Origin of the sequence: Brevibacillus antibioticus, assembly GCF_005217615.1 — a bacterium.
In the GTDB taxonomy this organism is placed as follows: domain Bacteria; phylum Bacillota; class Bacilli; order Brevibacillales; family Brevibacillaceae; genus Brevibacillus; species Brevibacillus antibioticus.
In genome coordinates this window covers 190,282-210,059 of record NZ_SZNK01000001.1, presented here as the reverse complement: position 1 = coordinate 210,059, position 19,778 = coordinate 190,282, and the positions used below count along the sequence as shown (strand labels likewise).

21 protein-coding genes are annotated in these 19,778 nt (G+C 43.5%); 2 read left to right on the top strand and 19 right to left on the bottom strand.

Annotated elements, in window-relative coordinates; genetic code table 11:
* Positions 1–17: 17 nt before the first annotated feature.
* Both E8L90_RS01020 and E8L90_RS01010 read right to left on the bottom strand, forming a co-directional pair.
* The gene (locus E8L90_RS01020) at positions 18–2,978 is read right to left on the bottom strand and encodes a salicylate synthase (protein ID WP_137027613.1); all 2,961 of its coding nucleotides are present in this window, start codon (positions 2,976–2,978) and stop codon (positions 18–20) included.
* A gap of 675 nt (positions 2,979–3,653) precedes the next feature.
* A complete protein-coding gene (locus E8L90_RS01010) occupies positions 3,654–4,421 on the bottom strand; it encodes a thioesterase II family protein (protein ID WP_244297123.1) in 768 nt (255 codons plus the stop codon).
* Positions 4,422–4,872: 451 nt separating this feature from the next.
* Here E8L90_RS01010 and E8L90_RS01005 point away from each other — a divergent pair, with 451 nt between their 5' ends.
* A complete protein-coding gene (locus tag E8L90_RS01005) occupies positions 4,873–5,481 on the top strand; it encodes an MptD family putative ECF transporter S component (RefSeq protein ID WP_137027611.1) in 609 nt (202 codons plus the stop codon).
* 84 nt (positions 5,482–5,565) lie between these two features.
* On the opposite strand, the gene E8L90_RS01000 is transcribed toward E8L90_RS01005, so the two are convergent.
* From E8L90_RS01000 to E8L90_RS00970, 7 genes are all read right to left on the bottom strand, one after another.
* Positions 5,566–5,838: a hypothetical protein gene (locus E8L90_RS01000; RefSeq protein WP_137027610.1), complete on the bottom strand. Its 273-nt coding sequence runs from the start codon at positions 5,836–5,838 to the stop codon at positions 5,566–5,568.
* A 39-nt stretch (positions 5,839–5,877) separates the two neighbouring features.
* A complete protein-coding gene (locus E8L90_RS00995; RefSeq protein ID WP_137027609.1) occupies positions 5,878–6,159 on the bottom strand; it encodes a hypothetical protein in 282 nt (93 codons plus the stop codon).
* Between the two features lie 26 nt (positions 6,160–6,185).
* Positions 6,186–6,815, bottom strand: a complete 630-nt coding sequence (locus E8L90_RS00990) for a hypothetical protein (RefSeq protein WP_137027608.1) — start codon at positions 6,813–6,815, stop codon at positions 6,186–6,188.
* On the bottom strand, positions 6,812–7,333 hold the full coding sequence (locus E8L90_RS00985) for an imm11 family protein (RefSeq protein WP_137027607.1): 522 nt from the start codon (positions 7,331–7,333) through the stop codon (positions 6,812–6,814). The genes E8L90_RS00990 and E8L90_RS00985 overlap by 4 nt, the downstream gene beginning before the upstream one ends.
* 15 nt (positions 7,334–7,348) lie before the next feature.
* Complete coding sequence (locus E8L90_RS00980; RefSeq protein ID WP_137027606.1) at positions 7,349–8,452, bottom strand: pentapeptide repeat-containing protein; 1,104 nt, start codon at positions 8,450–8,452, stop codon at positions 7,349–7,351.
* A 17-nt stretch (positions 8,453–8,469) separates the two neighbouring features.
* Positions 8,470–9,939 (bottom strand): contractile injection system protein, VgrG/Pvc8 family, encoded by a 1,470-nt coding sequence (locus E8L90_RS00975; protein WP_137027605.1) that lies wholly within the window; start codon positions 9,937–9,939, stop codon positions 8,470–8,472.
* 241 nt (positions 9,940–10,180) lie between these two features.
* The gene (locus E8L90_RS00970; RefSeq protein ID WP_137027604.1) at positions 10,181–10,597 is read right to left on the bottom strand and encodes a hypothetical protein; all 417 of its coding nucleotides are present in this window, start codon (positions 10,595–10,597) and stop codon (positions 10,181–10,183) included.
* 120 nt (positions 10,598–10,717) lie between these two features.
* Between E8L90_RS00970 and E8L90_RS00965 the strand changes: the two genes are divergently transcribed.
* Positions 10,718–10,972 (top strand): hypothetical protein, encoded by a 255-nt coding sequence (locus tag E8L90_RS00965; protein WP_137027603.1) that lies wholly within the window; start codon positions 10,718–10,720, stop codon positions 10,970–10,972.
* 316 nt (positions 10,973–11,288) lie between these two features.
* On the opposite strand, the gene E8L90_RS00960 is transcribed toward E8L90_RS00965, so the two are convergent.
* The 10 genes from E8L90_RS00960 to E8L90_RS00910 all read right to left on the bottom strand — a co-directional run bounded on the left by E8L90_RS00960 (position 11,289) and on the right by E8L90_RS00910 (position 19,758).
* Positions 11,289–11,984: a hypothetical protein gene (locus tag E8L90_RS00960; protein WP_137027602.1), complete on the bottom strand. Its 696-nt coding sequence runs from the start codon at positions 11,982–11,984 to the stop codon at positions 11,289–11,291.
* Between the two features lie 443 nt (positions 11,985–12,427).
* Positions 12,428–12,772, bottom strand: a complete 345-nt coding sequence (locus tag E8L90_RS00955; protein WP_137027601.1) for a hypothetical protein — start codon at positions 12,770–12,772, stop codon at positions 12,428–12,430.
* 304 nt (positions 12,773–13,076) lie between these two features.
* Positions 13,077–13,544 carry a DUF600 domain-containing protein gene (locus E8L90_RS00950; RefSeq protein ID WP_137027600.1) on the bottom strand — a complete coding sequence of 156 codons (468 nt, stop codon included), beginning with the start codon at positions 13,542–13,544 and terminating at the stop codon, positions 13,077–13,079.
* Positions 13,545–13,950: 406 nt separating this feature from the next.
* The gene (locus E8L90_RS00945) at positions 13,951–14,406 is read right to left on the bottom strand and encodes an immunity protein YezG family protein (protein ID WP_137027599.1); all 456 of its coding nucleotides are present in this window, start codon (positions 14,404–14,406) and stop codon (positions 13,951–13,953) included.
* A gap of 33 nt (positions 14,407–14,439) precedes the next feature.
* A complete protein-coding gene (locus E8L90_RS00940; RefSeq protein ID WP_137027598.1) occupies positions 14,440–14,904 on the bottom strand; it encodes an SMI1/KNR4 family protein in 465 nt (154 codons plus the stop codon).
* A 2-nt stretch (positions 14,905–14,906) separates the two neighbouring features.
* Positions 14,907–15,362, bottom strand: a complete 456-nt coding sequence (locus E8L90_RS00935) for an SMI1/KNR4 family protein (RefSeq protein WP_137027597.1) — start codon at positions 15,360–15,362, stop codon at positions 14,907–14,909.
* 346 nt (positions 15,363–15,708) lie between these two features.
* A complete protein-coding gene (locus E8L90_RS00930) occupies positions 15,709–16,287 on the bottom strand; it encodes a suppressor of fused domain protein (RefSeq protein ID WP_137027596.1) in 579 nt (192 codons plus the stop codon).
* 163 nt (positions 16,288–16,450) lie between these two features.
* On the bottom strand, positions 16,451–16,987 hold the full coding sequence (locus tag E8L90_RS00925) for a T6SS immunity protein Tdi1 domain-containing protein (RefSeq protein WP_137027595.1): 537 nt from the start codon (positions 16,985–16,987) through the stop codon (positions 16,451–16,453).
* Positions 16,988–17,006: 19 nt separating this feature from the next.
* The gene (locus tag E8L90_RS00915) at positions 17,007–19,094 is read right to left on the bottom strand and encodes a polymorphic toxin type 15 domain-containing protein (protein WP_244297122.1); all 2,088 of its coding nucleotides are present in this window, start codon (positions 19,092–19,094) and stop codon (positions 17,007–17,009) included.
* A 208-nt stretch (positions 19,095–19,302) separates the two neighbouring features.
* Positions 19,303–19,758 carry a DUF6630 family protein gene (locus E8L90_RS00910; protein ID WP_069848054.1) on the bottom strand — a complete coding sequence of 152 codons (456 nt, stop codon included), beginning with the start codon at positions 19,756–19,758 and terminating at the stop codon, positions 19,303–19,305.
* Between the last annotated feature and the right edge of the window lie 20 nt (positions 19,759–19,778).

The following is a 19,778-nucleotide window of genomic DNA, read 5'->3' as shown; positions in this document are numbered from 1 at the left end:
CTCTCTCATGCAAGCCCCTATTCTTTTCCAATCAGCTGCCTGGAGAAGCTGCTCAGTTTTTCACGCGTTTCTTCCAGTTCTCTGGACGGCAAAGACATTTCGACGACACCAGCTCCGGCATGCAGCCAAGCTTGGTTGTCCTTTTGATAAATCGTTCGCAGCACGAGAGCCGCATCCATGGCACCGTCGCTGTCAAAAGTCATGACGCACCCACTGTATAGACCTCGTGACACGGTCTCTAATCTGCCAATCGCTTCGATCGATTCTTTTTTCGGGATTCCCGAAGCGGTAACAGCTGGGAACAATGCGCGGAAGGCATCCCATGAATTGCATTCTTGTTTCAGTTTCCCTTTCAAGCGAGAAGCGATATGCTGAACCGTTCCTCGGCTAGCTACTGACATAAAATCGTTCAAGACGATACTTGTTGAGTCGCAAACGATTTTCAGCTCTTCGAATGCCAGCTTGACGGAAACAGCGTGCTCGGCAATTTCCTTCGGGTCATTCAGCAGCTCTTCTTTGAGCCTGTTCGCCTCTTCTTCACTGCTGCCTTTTGCCCGTGTTCCCGCGAGTGGGAAAGTACTCACCCATCCGTCGCTATCGACTTCTACTACCGTCTCCGGGCTAAAACCGGCCGCACCAAGACCATCCAAGCTAACGAGGAAAGAGCGAGCCGGCGTATTCACTCTTCTGCCAGCGATATAGCTCGCAACCAGATCCAGCTCGTGATCAAGCGGAATTTTTCGCGACACGATGACCTTGTGGTATTTGCGTTCCTGTATTTCGCGTACAGCTTCGGCCACATTTTGCATGTAGGCTTCCGCGTCGTATGTATCGGCTTGCGGGACGGACAGCTTCGGCTTGTCCACTCTTTGAGTCAGCTGTTGCTCGTCTTGCGTGTTCATCGACAGCTCGCCCAGCAGTTGGCTGAATTCACTCTGCTTCTCTTCACGCAAGGCTCTCAATAAGACCGCGCCTTTGTTAAAACGCAGCTCGACCTCAGGAATAAACAGCTTGAGCAAGCAATCCTCTTCTGGCATGAGCGGCAAGCCTTGATAATAACGCGCCATGCCAAAGTTGACAGTTCCATAAGCGCGCCAGTTTTGAATCGGCACCTGTGCCATTGCTTTTTCGAGCGTCTCACTCAGCTCGTTGTTGTCGAAACGGAGAGTCTCGTTCCCATAAGTCAACGTCGTCTGCTCCCCATCCACGTAGAGAAACGCATGAATCCCCATTCCTAGCGACAGCTCATCGCCGTTTTCATAGAGCAGGTAGTTTTCATACCCGCTGCGCTCTGCAATCAGCGCCGCTGCCATATGCGCATCACCCACAAAAGCAAACGTCTCTTCCAGGTAAGTGATTTCCGCTGGCTTCGGCTCTGACTTCGACGCTAACACCAGTTCTTTTAGCTTGGCTTTATTGACTTTTCCGACGCTGGTCAGCGGCCAGTAATCGATGTGTTCGATTTGGTCTGGCATTTTGTAGCGTGCTACTCCTTTTTCCTGGAAGAAGGCATGGACGTCCGCCAAGCTAATTTTTTCGTCGTCGGTGATCAAAAATGCGCAGCTTTTCTCGCCTAGCACTGGATCGGGAAGTGTGATCAACGCCGCGTCCTTAATAGCTGGGTGCATGCGCAGGTACGTCTCTACTTCAGCTGGCATGATTTTTTCGCCCGCTCGGTTGATTTGCTCTTTGATCCGTCCACCGATTTGAATATTTCCTTCTGGCGTGATCCTGGCCTTGTCCCCAGAGCGATAAAAGCCATCAGGCGTAAAGCTCTCGCGGTTTTGTTCCTCCGCTCTGTAGTAGCCTCGAATCGTATACGGTCCCCGCACAATCAGTTCTCCGTATTCACCTGGCGCGACATCGTTTCCATGCTCATCCACAATTCGCACTTCATCCCCTTCGGAAATCGGACGCCCCTGGCAGCTAGTAATGATCGACTCTGGATCATCCAGTGATGTGCAGCAGATAAGCCCCTCGGCCATTCCAAATACTTGCTGGAGCTTGCATTTCCATTCTCGGGTGATGCGGGTGGCGAGATTATCATCCAGCATGGAGCCTCCAACCTGAAGAACCTCCAGACTCGACAGGTCGCTTTCCGTATCCCATTCCAGCACTTCCTGCCATACTTGCACGATCGAAGGCACGAGGCCGGTAATGGTCACGCGCTCTTTCTCTATCAGCGGAAAAGCTTCGTCGCAGCTGGTCGTTTTACATAGCACGATCTTGCCGCCAACGGACAGTGTGCCTAAGATACCTGGGCAACACAGAGGGAAGTTATGGGCAATCGGCAAAACTGCTAGATAGACGCTCTTCTCTGTCAGTTGGCAACGGGCTGCCGTTGCTTTTGCATTGTAGACGTAATCTGCGTGGGTTCTAGGAATCAGCTTGGGTATGCCTGTCGTACCGCCAGACAACAGCAATAGCGCAGTGTCTTTGTACGAAGGGGCTTCCAGCTCGATTGGCGGTCCGCTTATCTCAGCCAAGTTCCTCCCGATCGGACTTTCCCCATCCGTCATGACGAATTTGACCGACGCATGCCTTTTGACTAAATCTTCTGCCATTTTCGTGTAATCAAAACCGAGAAATGTCGTTGGAATGATATAAGCAACTGGCCTTGCGAGTGCAAAAATCCCGTCCAATTCAGCCTCTCGGTGAGCCGGCAATACGAGAATCGGCACAGCGCCGATGCGAAACAGGGCAAAGCAAGTCAGTACGAAAGAAATTCGATTCGGAAGCTGGACAGCTACATTGTCGCCTTTTTGAATTCCCATGTGATAAAAACCGGAAGCAAGCGCATCCACCTTGCTGTCGAGCTCGCTATAAGTAAGTCTCTCTTCGTCCTCCACCAGCGCTTCTTTGTTTTGGTACTCTTCCGCCCATTTGCGCAATTGCTGCCCAAGTGTCAACGGCTCCCAAAAACCACGCTGTTCATAAGCTATTGCAGCTTGCTCATACCACTCCGTACTTACTTTCATTCCGTCCTCCTCCTGTGTAACTGCGGGTCACTCTTTGCGCCCGAAGCCGGATCATGCAGAGTACTGCCTTGTCGATGTACGCATCATGTTGGTTTGTCTAACAACAAGATATTGATAGTGATTCTCATTGTCAATTTCAGTCATAAGCTGTTTTTTCTACATTTGGGAAATATAGGTTTGGTTTCCTTCCGTTTTCTCACGATTTCTTCGTTTTTCACAGTAGGATTTCCATATTATTACACAATTATATAGTTTCATTAAACCCGATAAAATTTATCAGTATAATAGAATATTCTTGTTCCAACACCCCCGATTTACGGTCTATCGGAATGTGACGCAAATGCTACACGTCAACGCCGAGAAGGCGATCGCGTGAAAAAGCGACCGCCACAACAAAACGGTTTCCCGTTCAAATTGCACTCGTATTAAACCGCGGGAGGAGAAATTCCTTGATACCGCCCAGTCATCCTTCTCAGCAGTCCATGTGAACAACATAGCGTTCCCTGTCTGCGTGGAAATGAAATCGTGCCCGTTTATCGAGCTCTTCGGCAGACAGTTCACCTTCCAGCTCCTGCTATACTGTGTTCCCATGCTTGCACAAGCGTCAGCCAAATATGTACTTCCCCTTTAGCTAGTACCAAAGAGGCCGATTCCTCCAGCGCTGATTTTGTCCCCTCAGACAAGTGGGTTATTCGCACTTCGGTATTGTCCGAGCATTTTGATTACAGACTGCAGAAGCACCTGTTTGTTTGTCGTCAGGAAAAAATGTCCGCCGTTTACCATTTCCAACGTAAATCCGGCACTTGTATGGCGAGCCCAAGCCTCCATTTCTTCCTGCGTGGCTTCTCGATCCTCTGTCCCGCAGTACGCAGCAATCGGGCAATCAAGCGGAGGCTCCTCGGCATACACATAGGTTTCGTCGAGCGTAAAGTCCGCACGCAACAGCGGCATGAACAACTCCATGAGCTCCTTGCTTTGCAGGATCGCCTCTGGTGTCCCAGAAAAGCGTCGCAGCGCTTCGACAAAATCATCATCCGGCAAATGGTAAATAGGCTTTGGCTCCGGGAAGTGTGGGGCTCGCCCTCCTGATACGATGAGGCCAAGCGGAAGTCGCCCCCATTTGCTCCGTACGGTACGTGCCAGCTCAAAGGCAATTCGAGAGCCCATGCTGTGGCCGAAAAATAGAAACGGGCGATTCAAATACGGATAAATCACTTGGGCCAGCTCTTCCACCAGCGTTCCCATATCTGAGTACGCTTGCTCGGCAATTCTGTTTTCCCTCCCTGGAAGCTGAACGGGGTAAACGCCAATATCACTAGGAAAAGCCTGTGCCCATCCCCGGTAAATCGAGCCCCCTCCCCCTGCGTAAGGAAAACAAAATAGGCGAACGCTGTCTTTTGCTTGCGGCTGAGTAAGCAGCCATGATTTCGCTATCGTATCCATGCTCATATGTACTCCTCCATTTCGTCTCTTGCTGTACCGCTTTGGCACAACGTACATGATAATGATTCTTATGCATTTTTGCCAAATATAGACAAGTCCTTCCTTTTCCGTTTTCTGGTACATTTCCGCTATTTTCCCCGATTATCTCGTCCTACGTTCACCAGAATGATTATTTTGCAGATTGTTCAACTTGTAATATTTTGGCGATTGTTCAAGAAAAACGGAAAAATACGGAGATAATAGACGAAAAAGCTCGAAATATATCCCAAAATATTGAAATTCGGGCTTTTTATATTTTGACAACGATTCTCATTATCAATATTGTGTTATTATACTGACAACCGTACGAACCACTAGCAAACTTTTTTCCAGCATTCCTACAAAAGGGGGATCGCAAGTAGAGAGAGTTCGTCAAGCAGATCGGCTACTTATGTCTGAGGGAGGATGTTACATGCAAGCCCAAGCATCATTAGCTGCCCAAAGCGGCAGATGGACCATGCGAGATATTATTACACTCGCGATCTTTAACGTCGTCATGCTGATACTGATGACTTTTGCCCCGATTATTACCGTTGTTTCTCATTTACTGGTTGGCGGCTTTACTGCGCTACTCAACGGTCCGATTTATATGGTCATGTCTAATAAAATTGCCAAGCCCGGGACTCTATTTTTTACAACTGTCTTGACTGGATTGTATTTCGTTGGTTTTGGCTACGCGAATTATTTACTTACCTTAGCTGTTATCGGACTCATCTGCGAACTGATCCTATGGGGAAAAGGCTCTTATCTGAATCCTGTGCGCAATGCGATCAGCTATTCTGTTTTTTATGTCGGCTATTCGCTTTGCGGGGTTGTCCCGCTTATATTCTTCCGCGAATCGTATCTCGCAACCTTGGAAAAAAGCTATACACCTGAGCAGCTTTCTGCGATGCTCTATTACTTTGAAACCCCCAGCATGATTCTCACCATGTGCTCGATTTCGTTTGTCGGCGGATTGCTCGGCTGCTATTTCGGCAATCTGCTGATGAAAAAGCACGTCAAAAAAGCAAAGCTGGTGTAGTGCTCCGTGTAAAAAAACAAGGCATATTCCTCCTCGGTGATTCGAGTTGGAATATGCCTTGTAGACGTCTTAGATCGTACCTGATTACCTTTCCATGGCGATTAAAATAAACGTGATAATTGTGGTTATCGAACCAAAGACGAAGTATACACCCAAAAAAATGGCCATAAACAACAAGCTAGCTTTGGCAAAGTTTTTACGATTTAGATTCCCATCTGAACCAAAAGCCCAGACAAATAAAAAAACAATATTTACAAACGGAAGCATCATGAGCAACGCGACAGGTATCCAAGCTTTCATTGTCATGACCTTTTCGTTTTCCGCTACGCTTCCTTCCACATACGCTTGGTGATCCATTCTATACCCTCCACGTTTTTTACCAATTCACTGTTCTCGCTATTGTTTAACCGATGTTGCAATGAATGCCACGATCATAAGTAAAAAGAATACGCTTATGTACAACCCGATGCAAACGCCTATAATCAGCAAGTTCGCTTTTGCCCAGTTCTTTCTGTTTAGATTGCCTTCACTGCCAAATGCCCAAACAAAATACATCACGAGATTGACCACGGGCACCATCATAATTAAAAAAGTAATCAGCCATTCCTTGACCGACATGACCCGCTCATTTTCAGGCACGCTCACTTGCCATTGCTGTTGATGCTCTTGCTGTTCCAATTGGAACCCTCCCTGTTATGTCATGATCAAACGTTCTCTACCCGCAGCGTGCGAATCAACGCATGAGCCAAAGGCTGCCACATGAGCACTTCCTCAGACTCAAAATGAAAGCTCCCGAGTAGTGCCCGCCCGTTTACCGATGTCGCGAACAAGATTTGATAGTAGGTTTTGTCCTCGAGCGGAATGATAAATTCGCTGCAGGCAACCCTGCATCCATCCAGCTCGATCAGCTCATGATGTACGACCTGCAAGCCCGCCTGCGCCTTTTTGACTTGTGCTGTCATCGCCTGCACAAAAGGTTCCACGCCGCTCATCGGCAACAGATGTGCCATATGATTCATGCCGAGCATGACCGCGCTCTCTTCCTCTTTATAGGAAATTTGCTCGTGCTGACGATTCCCTCCGCTATTTGACCCGCGTCCTTTCGGCATGAGCTGCATCGAACGGGGCAGCTGAATGCCGAGCTGCCCGTCAAAGAGTACATTCTCCACGAATTCGAATCTGCGTCCTTCGTACTCCAAGTAGCCTTTTCGCACGCCATCCAAACACTCCGCAAGCGTCAATTGCACCTGCTGTTCTTCCATTTCAACGAGTTGACGCCGCGTCTGGATGCTGTTCCATACATCCAAAATCTTTTCATCCCAGTAGATCGTCATAGCTCCCTCCGCAGTGCCTGCTCTACTTTTTGCAGCACAAATCCGTTCAAGCTTCTGCGTAGGAAGCTTTCTGCAGTATCCAGACTCACCACGATATACGGCTCCAAAATCCCTTGAACTTTAAAGAAATGATGTGCTTTTATCTTATCGGTATCTAATACAATTCTCTTTACCGTTCCATTCAAATGAAACGCAGTCTCCATGGAAAGACAATCTACAGCAGGTACTTGCATGGCCCAGTAGACGTTTCGCAGATTGGTGTCGCTGTCAATCAAATCGACACGCTTCCATTGTATGCTCGGGTTGTATTTGGCAGTAATGGTTTTCATCCGCTCCGAAATCATCGGCAGTGGCTTTTCCAACCAATCTGTGTAGGTATGAGCCCCATCCGTGTTGACCTCGAGAACAGATATCGGCGGGAGTAGCTCGAAGGTATTTTCCTTTTGCAGCCCCAGACCCGATGGTACGACCTGTTGAGCTATTCGACTGTCATCTGCTAGCAAGTAATAATCGCGCATGTCTTCCCGCCTCCTTTATACCGCTTTCCATTCAATCTGCTGTATCTGTGCTTCGCTCAATACAAAGCGCTCACGGTCCGTTTCGAAAAAAACGGCATTCTGCATATTGGCTCCATGAAAATTCGCATGATACAGACGAGAGTGGCGAAAATCTGCTCCTTGCAAATCAGCATATGCAAATTGGACACCGAGTAAGCCCGGTACACGATGCAGCTCGTCCGCACTGACTCCTTGTCCCTCGGTATAAGAGAAGATGGCTCCACTCAAGTCAGCATGACGAAAATCGGCATCACAAAGAAGCGAATGGCTGAAATCGGTGCGTGGAAGCTTGCTCTTTACCCACCTTGTTCCAAATAGAACACACTCACGGAACTGACTGTCTGTAAAATCACTGCCACTAAAATCACAATAGCGCAAATCCAGTGCATCTACATTGCTTCGCGGCAAATCCATAAGGGCGAATGTTTCATGGGTGCAAAATGTTCCTTTCGGTTGCCCAAGCAGACTTCTGCTCTCCTTCTCCCCCCGCTTGATTCGCTCTTCTACGTGCACCACTTCACTGATGTCTTTGAATTCGCCCACTCGTATGTACAGACGCTCAGCTTTCCTAATTTGCTGGTACTCAGGCAGTTTAATGACTTCCGGAATCGCTACGCGGGCAAGGGCTGTGACAAACTGACTGAAAAGCTCTATTTCCTTTAGCACCATAAACTCTACATCAGCAGCGTGTATGATCCCCATGTACATTTTTCGGCGTTCGTCCAGTAGCGAAATGAGCTTGGAAGGCTCTTGCAAAGCCCATGCTGCATTGTACCTTGCATAGCATTCCACTGGCTCCCAGTACCATTGCTCCGTATAAGCCTCCATCAAAAATGTATGCGTGCCATCCAATACGGTTGTCCGAAGCAATGAGTAGTGAATAAAACCGACAGGGGGAAGCTCCTGGTTGTTCTGCATGAAATCAATCTGCTGGAGCATTTGCCGAAAAGACTCCACGAACTCCCGGACGAGCTGATCTTTATTTTGCTGGAAATAGCGCTCGAGTGTCGCTACGCTTTCAGCCAACGCTGGCCGGAAGGTGTTATCGTGCAGATGCTGGAGCGCTTCCTCTTTCTTCATCGATGTAAGTGCCCCCTCTAGTTCATCTTGATTTCCGAACCTTTCAGCTCGATCTTGTCTTCCAGCTTGATCGTATTTCCTTTTCCACTCAGCTCGATTTTATCCGCACTAATATGAAGAGAAGAAGCTGATAGCTTCATGTCCTTATCCGCTGTTATATTCACATTCTTGCTACTCTGGATATCGATTCCACTCGAATCACTGATCGTGATCGACATATCTCCCGCCGTGATCACAATTTTGTCAGGAGCCAGCACGATTTCCTTGCCATATTTGGTACGAAACGTCTTTACAGCAGGGTCCTTCATCCGGTCTCCACCGCCACCTCCACCTGCATTGCTTTTCGGTGTGGATTTCTTTTTGGGCGCTGGCTTGTCATCATCTGGGATTTCCTTGAGAACAGAGCTGATCGCGATACCGTCCTCTTCTTTTTTGCTCGGGAAGTAAATGCGAATCTGGTCGTTTAACTCTGGCATGACATACCATCCGGTTTGATCCTCGGAGGCATAAATTGTAGAGTAAGGGAACCAATATGCCGTGCTCTGATCCTGCTGATCATCCATGTCCAGCTTGGCCCGCACATTGTCCTTCTGGACTTGCAGCACCCGGCCCTGGATGGACGCCCCGATGATAGCATGGTTATACTGCTTTTTACGCGCCAGACCTAGCCGTGGATAAAGTTTGTATGTGTGCGTGACAATGCCTTCCTTCACCTCCGTGACCGCTTCTCCGACGACAAGTGGTCTGGACTTGAAGTTCACCTCATTGCCGACCTCCAACACTCGTTCGCTCTGCACTTCATACACGGTATAGTCCTGGTCATCGATTCCCGGAACCTTGTTCTCCGCATCACTCTGATAATCCCCGACACGCTTGTGCACCGTATAATGACTAACCGCAAGCTTTCCTTTATCTTGACCTTTTGGCAAACCGAAATAAAACTTGGGAATGTCAAAAGCCGTTGTCGGGATCAAGCCTGTATAAAAGCGCGACGCCATCCTCTTCAGGAACTGCCAATCGGTTTCTTCATACTGCATGACAAACGTATTCAACGCCTTACCGTTCGTAACAGAGTCAATAAAATCAGCTTTTCCATACCCGGACAACACCGTTTTCACGAGCCCCGCATAGGTCATCGCCGGGTTTTGAAACGAACGCTTTCTCGTTTTGACATCCAACAAATACGTATGAGAAATTGCCTCCAGTGACAAATAATAAATACCGCGAACCGCTTTGACATGGACGTGCAAGACGATGCCCTGGAACCATGTTTTCGGCTTACCCGATTCATCTGCCAGTGCCACTCTGATCAATGTTTGCGCATTTGTCTGGTTCACGTAGCTATCTTTTCGCTCTTCAGAAATGATTCCCGTAAGCGTTAGTCGCGCATGCTCGTTCATCTTTTTCACGACTTTCATCGTTTGCAAATGAGTAAATTCATAGGGCGAAACTTGTATATCTCCATAAGTGAGTGTTCGATTGCTCATGGTATCCCCTCCTTGCCAGATGAACCCCCTCCTCCGATGCTCCTAGGGAAATGGATTCACGCTTCCAAATAAGACCATTATTTTACACACAATCTTACAATCGGTATTTTTTGGGATTTTTTGAATGGGTCGTTAGTCCTGAATGATATGATTTTGAGGCAAAGCAAAAGGCTTCCTACCATTCCTTCGCGGGTTGGTAGAAGCCTTTTCCGACATTTCTTTGAGTTGTTTGAGACAAAAGTTAGTGTTCTGTTCCAGACATAACCACGTAATCTTCCGCTGCCTCTCTCACTTCCTCGTTTTTTGAATGTAATCCTGCTAGGACGTATTCTTTGAGCAGTAACGGGACTGTCTCCTGTACTACTTCCAACAATCTGCGATACTCCCATTCATCATCCAGGTCGATGCATTCCCGGACAATGACAGGCAAATGTTGATAAAGCCACTCGCTGGATATGTTCTTGAGCAGATCTCTTACCAAGACAATCGGTCCGATATTTTGTCCATGGCAAGCGGACTCCAATAAGACCGTCAGCACTTTCAATCCCGTTTCGAGAGGAGCTGATGCAATCACATTGATGTCATCATAAGCCTCTGCAATTATTTCGTTGATCTCTGCTCTTATCCGTAATTCATAAGATGATCGCTGTCTTCTCATTGATTCCCTCACAGGTCCTGAACTAAGAATTTGCCGCGCTTCTCATGCGATTTGTACTTGTTTTACCATTTATAGGATGAAGGTGAAATAAATAGAAAACAAATAAAGGGGAAAAGCCGGATGAACATAAAGAAAAACCAAGTTTTTGTACAATTGGAGATAGCTAATTGGGACAACACAGATCTGCCATCATCGCTGTTTGAAACATGCTACTCTCAGAGAGAATATGAAAACGATATTATCGAGGTTCATCAAGTTGTCGATCTGGGTAAGCATAAAGGCAAATCGAGGTACTTAATTATCATCAATATTACGCAAGATTTAGATAATCTTGGGGAAGAAATCGATAACCCTTATATCGTCAAAGGACCTTGAATTTTTTAATCCATCGTATGCATCAGTTCGCCCACTCTTTTTTATTTTCCTGATAATCCTTAATCAAGTGAGAAATGAATTGAACCATATCCTCTCTACTCTCAACTGTACCCGCTCTCTCTAAAATATCCATCGAAACTCCTCTCACCCCATGTCTTTATCTTTCATTTTAGTATAGATGTTTCAAAGGAGTCTGACGAATTGGGAATGAAAAAAGCCCGCTGGCGTGCAACGGGCTTTCTGTCTCTTATGTGAGGGGGAACATCTGTCTAGTCAATAACAGGATTCGGGCTGTCACTATTCTCGTAGACGTTCCTTATTGAATAATCTCGGAAATCGCTTGCTTTTGCTCCAAAATCTCGGTTTGTACCTGGGTCAGTTTTGTCAATAGATCAGCAGCCTCTTGCAAGGATGCAGCCGCTTGCTCCTTGTCGCCGGACTTGAATACTTCTTTTGCTTCTTTCACTGTGTTTTTCTCATTTGTTTTCAGTTCTTTTGCTTGCTCTTTGTTCGCTTTCTTTTCTGTGCGAATTGGCTTCAATTCTTGATTCATCTCCTGGAAAGAAGCTTTTTTCTCTTTTACTTGGGTCAATTCTGTTTGGATATGCGCCAGTTTTTCTTCGATAGCGGTATGGTTTGCGGCTATTTCAGCCTTAATTCTCGCTACCTTTTCTTTATCCTTTGCTTTCTTCGCTTCTTTCAATTCAGCAGATAGCGTCTTGTTCTGTTCACGCAGCGGCTTTGTCTCTGCCAGCGCGCTTTTCACAGTTTCACGTACTTCTGGAGTCACATCGCCCCAAAGAATGCCCCATGCTTGTTTGTTGATCTGGGTTTGAGCTTTCAGTTTATCTTGGAGAGCTTTTTGCTCCACTTGCAGTGCTTTTCGTGCTTGAACTTCAGGCAGGCTGCTCCACCCTGCTCCTTTTCCTTCTTTCTCAGCGGCAAAAGCTCCTACGGCACTCGTTACCAGCAAGCTCGCTGCGATTACAGATACGGAAAGCATTTTTTTCATGCGTGAACACTCCCTGTTCTACTATTGTTTCTTGCAAATAAATCGTACCGTACGAGCGCCGGGAATGTTCGGGATAACCTCGTGAAAAGTAAGGGGAAAGTGTGGGATTTGGGGAAAACGCAAAAAGCCAGAAAAGGTCTGAGCGAGCTGGATTGCCACTCATTCAAAGCTATGTATACAGCTCTTCCTGATCGTCCGGGGTAAGCAAACTGCTCATTTGATTTTGCGCATGCAAAAAGACTGATTCCATCTCATTGTTGAAAGATGGACATCAGCCTTTGAAAGTTTACCAAATGATAATCAATTTGTTTCTTGTTTTGTCTTATATGTTTATGTTTTGGAGTTTACTTAGGTTTACTCTAATTTCTTGACAGACTCTTTTCCAGTCCAGTTTACACAAAACATCTAACCCTCCGGCACAGTGGTAGCCCTAAATCCCTTCATTATTCGTCGTCTTCCTCTACTAAAATATCATGCAATCTTTCTCTATCTTCAGCAATTTGTCGTGACAATTCAAAGCTATTCATAAAATGTTCCAGCGGCAACTCTTCTTTGTAATCATCGTCCTGTTCATAAATTTTAAAATTGGCTTTATTTTTAATTAAACCTTCTACTAAACCCTTCATTTTTTCCATCTCATTATTATCAATATAATCAACTTCCTTGAGAGGAATATTGTTACTAATATGATTTTTGATCTCTGATAGGCCTAATTCAGTGTGTTCCTTGATAGTCATTAACAAATTGCTTGTACTTTCTGATTGGAGTATTATGGTTATTTTAGTCAAAGAAAATGCCTCCTTCTAAAATAGTCTATAAAATCCCTCTGGAAGTGTTTAGTCCATACGATTTACCAGGTAAACACCTTCTACAGGAACGCCCATGCCAACAAATGAAGCTATTTACCTCTGTGTAGCACCAGCAACATGATTCTGGACGGGAAAATGGATCTCCAAGAGCCAAAAAGGCCCCTCTTCCTCCTCATCATTCAAGTTGGAATAAGCCTTTGAAAGTTTATCATGTGATAGTTATGTTATTTATTGTAGGTACTTTTTATTGTAATGTATGGTTCTTTTCCCCCTTGCATTGCCCTTATATTTTTCCACCCATTTCTTCGAACCAATCATTGAATATATGACTAGGTAATTTTTCAGGATCATTAGTGTATTTTATCTCGTAACTATATTGAGCATTTAATTTGTTCTCAAATGCATCATAAATTACTTTCATCTCCGTAGGCATTTCCCTGTTATTTTTCTTACACAAATCACTAATTTCACGGAGATTTTTATTTAGAATATTGAGTAACGTAACTTGTCTCTCTTTTGATATATCATAGATAGGTATTGAATTACTATTCGTGTCTAATACTGTATCATTAACCTTGTGTTTTTTAACAATAACCTTGTTAATCTGATAAAATACATCCGTACTAAATTGTCCATACTCATTCGAAGCGTATATATAGATCATATCAGCTTTATTATTTACATACTCAAGACAAATGGACACCATATCTGCCTGTAGTTCTGAAAAATAATCTTCAAATACTTTTGTCATAATCCAATCTCCTTTGATTTATTAAATCGAAAACTTTTAGCTCACCAACTGTTATGTAATTTATATTAATACTAGACGCTCGTAGCGAATCCCCCTCATAATTTACTTTTACGTCAACAGGCACACAAAGTTATCGATATCATACATTTATCTACCCAATCCACCAAAGTGTCGATTAGAACTATTTATCTTTTGTGAAAGGACAAAATTGACATGAACAAAAAAGCTTACTCCTCCTGGTATGGCAAGTTGGAATAAGCCTTTGAAAGTTTATAAACGTATTTTTCATGTTTTTTAGTGTTTGGTTTGTCGGTTTTGTACGATCTTGTTGTTAGGCTTGTAAGCCATTTATACTCAAATTTTTTGACAGACTGGGAGATCAGCCCAAGCCTTCTAAGGTGAGCCATTAAAGAGATTTACTTTTTATCTCCTCAAACCAATCATCAGCAAAGTCATCAGCCGTTTTTATATCATCATTTGTGTGCACTAAATCATACTTGTATTCAGCTTGAAACTTGCCACTCGTAGCATCATATATTAATTTCATCTCAGTTGGCATGTCTTTTTCGAATTCTTTGCACAATTCTTCGATTTTTTCGATATTATCATTGATAATATTTAATACCATAAACTGTCTTTCTGTAGAAACATCATAACTTTCGTCCCCATCCTCCAATACATCATTCAACTTATGACACTCTACATATTTATTATTAATTAAATAAAAGAAACTACTCGATATCATATCTTCTTCACATGAAGCATAAACATATACTTTATTGGCCCTATCTCCAACATATTCCATACATATAGATAACATATCTGCTTGCAATTCACTAAACCTTTCTTCAAATCCTTTCATAACTACATTCCTCTTCCATTCTATTTTTCTACATTAGTTGTTATCAGATACAAACAACTTACTTGTAAAATCTGTAAAGTTTTCAGCAATTACGACAATAAATTCTTCTTTTAACTCCTTATCTTCCTCAAAATAATCCATGTCACAAAAATAAACTTTTCCTACATCATTCCCATTTACCGATAAACAGATTAAACTATCGGCTGGATCAATACCTATGGGCAGAAAGTTAGAGGGTACAATTCTACTAATATTATACATTTTGTATTTGTCTTCTAAATTCATCTCTACCTGTTTTGTTAAAGGAAAGAACATCATTATTGATGAAGTTATTTTACCATCTTGAGTTACAAATCTCCTCACACTTGGTTTTCCACCGTTATGTTTTAAAAGAAATTCTTTATAGTCAATAGGAAGTTTTATGTTATTTCTTTTCTCAAAACTTTCGATGTCCTGTCTACTTAAGTCCTCAAATGAATATTCAAATTTGTTCCCCATCTTTATTCTCCAGTATCTTCAGTTTCTTCTAAAGAATACATTCTTTCCAATAACTCTTTAAATGAGCTGCATATTGGAGTTATTGCATTTTCTATTATTTCTTCATGATCATAAAAAACTATATGAGGTGTGTCTAGAGAATTGCGAAAATCAAAGCAAAGTAAATTTCCAAACGGATCTCTGCCAAATGGTACTATTCCCATGGTACACGGATCATCTTTAAAGTCAAAAAACATTTGAATATTTAATACTTCATCAGTAAAACTAATTAAATCATTAAAAACTCCCTGTGTCCCATTGTCAAAATCGAATTTATTGGGTTTTGGGTATCCACCGTTATATTTCTGGACGCATTCCCTATATTCTGACGGAAACCTCACACCAAACTTTTTCTCCACAGAAGCTACTGTCATTTCATCAACAGGCTTCTCTACAAACATCCATCTAATTAATCCCATGATAACGTCTCCAAAATTTTCTTTTTATAATTCCCTTCCTCCCCACTTCTCCCCCCCCCCAAAAAAGATGGTAACTGGATTTCTAATTACCACTATAGGACTTCAACTTGTTTTGTTAGTTTTACCTTAGTTATTCTCAACTGTATCTCAAATTTGTCCCTATAGTTTCCTTCACCTACTAACCTCTCTATGGTATTAACTACATAGCCTCTCTAAGCCTTTCAGTTCATATTCATGTAAAAAAGCTTACTCCTCTTCGTAGTTCAAAGATGGAATAAGCCTTACGCTCTTAAATGTTGAGGTTGTATATCAAGTTTAGACAAAACTTTTGACAGACCTAGTGATACTATAAAACTGATTTTCGCTCCATATCGAAAATGTCTATCTGCTTTTGCTCAAATAAATCTTCAAGTTTATTTGAACCATGTTGTTCAGCAAATAAATATTCTTTTTCTGAAATCGGGACAGCAAGTAACCATGCAACTTTTTTATCTTGAAGATCAATTGTTTGTAACTGATCTTCCCACAGAAATGGAGGCACGAAGAGCACATGCTTCATTTCAATATCAGGATAATACATCTTCACCACATCCAAAAATATTTTACCTGGATAAATCGGCATTTTGGAATTGATTATACAAAAAGCGCAAGTCGCTAATATATTAGGAAATTCTTCATGGATAGTTGCACTTGTCCCCACAATTTCTACCCTCAAAAATTTTTCATCTACAATTTTTCCTATTGAATGCATATATAATCCAATGGTTGAATACGATGTAACACCTTCGCATGGTCTATCCGTTGTTGATAAAATATCAATATTACCTATTTTTTCGTCATCCCAGAATTTGTGAATAGCAGGATTGCCACCAAATGCTTTTAAAGCTGATTTAGCAAGTAATTTACTTTCATTTGGTATCTTCATTATGCTCCCCCTTTGCTAATACTTACTAATTTTAATCTCCAAAATAATCGTCCGTTAAATCTTCACCTTAGCTTTGGCATGAAAAAAGCTCGTTCCTCCTCATCATTCAAGGCGGAATAAGCTTTTGAAAGTTTTATTAATGGTGTAATTTATATTAATTCTATTACTCTATGGGACCCATAAACTGCGTAATCAAATAAATATGTTCAATAAGCTTTACTTTTTTTAAGTTCTCCACTTTTTCTGGTCCACCTAATCCTAGAATCGGCACATAACCGAAGCATTCATCAAACTCCACATTTCCATATTTGACACTAGCTTCTGGATACGGTAACCAATCAAGAGCCTTCTCTAAAAAATACTCATCATCTAGATCTCCAAAAAAGAATTTAAAGTTTTTCGCCAATACATTTACTTCGTGCTTTCTAAAGTTTAGCCCTAATAAATACCCATCTTCCCAAACCAAAACGTCACCCATTGCTGTCGTAAATAAAGGGATTGCTAAATTATGTCGAACATATACCTCAGATAATAATTCTTGATATTCTTGTGGGTTTACAAATCTTAAATATCCATTTTTCGCAATTCCAAAACCGTGTTTTTCCCAAGATTCAATAACTTGGTCAGGAATTCTCCCTTTATATTGTTCAATCAAGCTTATAGTGGGCTGCTGTATAAATACGAAATCATTATTCATCATTAATTTTGCCTCCATTGTCTTAGTGTTTTAATTTAATATTTAAATAAGTTGTTTTTCGTTCTTCCTCTGTCATTTCTTTAGCCATATCTCTAATTTGTTTATCCATGCTATCTATATTATTTTTCCATTGAGAACCAATGGAAGAATTAATTCTTTTATCCCCCATACCGGTTATATGAAGTGGATCTCCTCCAGCAATTTGGTCAGGATTATGAAGTGCTGCTTGGTCTTTTATCCATTTATTCGCTTCTTTTTCTGCGTCTTTATAAGACAATCCTTGCTCTCGTAACTCTTCAATTTTATCCTGTAATGCTTTTTTTCTAGCTAGTTTTTGAGCGGCATCTCCTTCTTTAGCTCTACCGTTTTGTATATATTTATCTCTATTCTTTATAAATTCATCTACAGTTAATTCATTAAGACCTTTTTCCTGATCTTTCAGCTGTCTAGCAAACTCGTCTGAATCATGCTTAGGATTACGTTTAAACTTAACTTCCACTTCTGCAATTCTTGTTACAGGTTTACCAGTCTCCTCATTCTTAGGGGGTTTTTCACCCTCAGGAGGCTTCTCCGGCGGCTTTTGATTAGGCTTCTGCCCATTCGGTCCACCATATGTTTCGCGCCACTTCAGTTGGTTCTCTGTAGGGGCAAGCTCCACTACATCTTTTTTATTCGAGAATTTTATTGGAAACCCTTCTGCCGATTGTAACTGAGGGCCTAAACTATCCGCTAAATTCTGCAAGCCTTCCTGCATATCATCGCGCAGCTTCCTAGCCTTTTGCTTCAACTGTTCTGCCTTGGCTATGACAGCATCTTTTGCGGCCATGACGCTAGTGTACAACTGCTCCTTGATTCGCTGGACGGCTTGCATCACATCCATCTCGTCTAGTGTTTTGCGGGCTGCCGTCCAGACCTTCCCGACGGTGCTTTCGACGGCATTTGCTACCGTCTTCACTACATCTGCCGCTGAGTCTGCTACCTCAAGCACTTTCTGTCCCGCTTTCGTTCCCTTTAGTGCTTTATGCGCCTTTGCTCCCAGCTTGGCTCCCGTTGCCGCCCAGCCCGCAAAAGGGATACACGCCGCCAAAGATAGCGCCGCTCCTGCATAGTCTCCACGTGCGAGCGAGATTCCCGCATTCGCTAAGTCCGCTATTTCTCCCAGACCTGGAATGAGCCCCACAACATCCAGCGCTAACTGTACACCATCCAGAAATCCACCCCAGCCAGACTCTTCCTCTTCCTGCTGCTCCTCTTCCTCTTCTTCCTCCTCCTGCGGCAAATCCTCCACAACCACAGGCGCCTTCGTCAGCCCGACCATCTCAATCTTCGGTGCTTGGAGATCCACTTCCCCGTCCAAAATCATGCTGCTGGTGCTGCACATGAGGTAGATCGCTTCCTTGGCCTTGATCTCGACCTTCGTATCTGACGTAATCTCCATATCTTTTTCCGAGGAAAATACGATCGGATGCATGCTGTGAATCTCGATGCCGTCCTCTTCATGTAGCTTGATAAAAATATTGCCTTCCTTGCTCTCCTTGGCTGTGAGAACAAGCTCCTTGCCGCCCATCATCAACTCTTTGCCAAAGTTGGTTCCCCAGTACTTGATGCCGGGATTCCCCGTTTTCGCCGTGCTGCCTCCCCCTATTCGCACAGAGCTGACCGCCATGGCACCTTCCTCGTCTGGCGTTGAGAAGTACAGCTTGACGGAGTCGCCCATTTGCGGCATGCAGTGAAAGCCGCTGTTGCCCTCTGCTGAATAGACCGTGGCATACGGGGACCAGCTCGCCTCTGCCTTGGGCTGCTTCGGATCGATGTCGAGGTGGATTTTGACGGTATCCTTCTGGATGTCGATGATCTTGCCTTCCAGAGCAGCGCCGCATATATCGTCGTTGCGTATAGGATTTTGCCGGATGCCTGCTTCGGGCATGAGTTGATAGGTGTGAATGAGAAGGGCATGGTCGATTCTGGTTGTTGACCCGGCGACGATCAGCTCTTTTCCTTGGTAGTTCACGCGGTCTCCGAGCTGGAGGACCTGTCCGCTGTCTACTTCATAGGTGAGAAAATCGTTTTCCGACATGCCTGCCGCGTAGCCGTTTTCTGTCGTTTCCATATAGGGCGACAGCCTTTTGCTGATGGTGTAGCTGTCGTCTGTCAGTTGGGCTGGAAAGAAAAGTTACAAAAAAACAAGTCAATCATGTCAGTAAATGCACATGATTGACCTGTCTACCAATACTAGAATAGTATTCTTTTGTTTTAAAATCCTCGTTTTCACGTAGTCACTGCCGCTTTTGAATCATGGATCAGCGGTTTTCCCCATCTTAGGAATAATACTTTATATATCTTTCTTTTAAAGGAATTCTTTCGTCAGCAAGTAGCTCTACTTCCAGTAATCTTGTTTTATTCTCCAGCTGGGCGATGAATAATGCATAAAAGTCACCAGAGGTCGGATAAGTAAATAATCCATATCCCCTTTGTGACAGTATCCTATTTGCTTCCCTTATCTTTTCAGGTACATATTCATACTCAAAATTCCCGAGCTCTTCAAGTTCTTCTTGTGAAGCTAATTCATTTTGAAGATTGAATTCATAATCCAAAATATAATTGACGATCTCTTGATACTGCTCACCTTTATAGTCGAGAAATAAAAATTTCTTTGTGGACAGTCCATATTTTAATAAGCTTTCGTGTAAATCCAGCTCTTCATGATCCCTAATAAATTCTTCTAAATCTTTGCTATCTGGGAATATCAGCTGTGCTATACCTTGACCATACATATTGACGTCCCCCGTATATT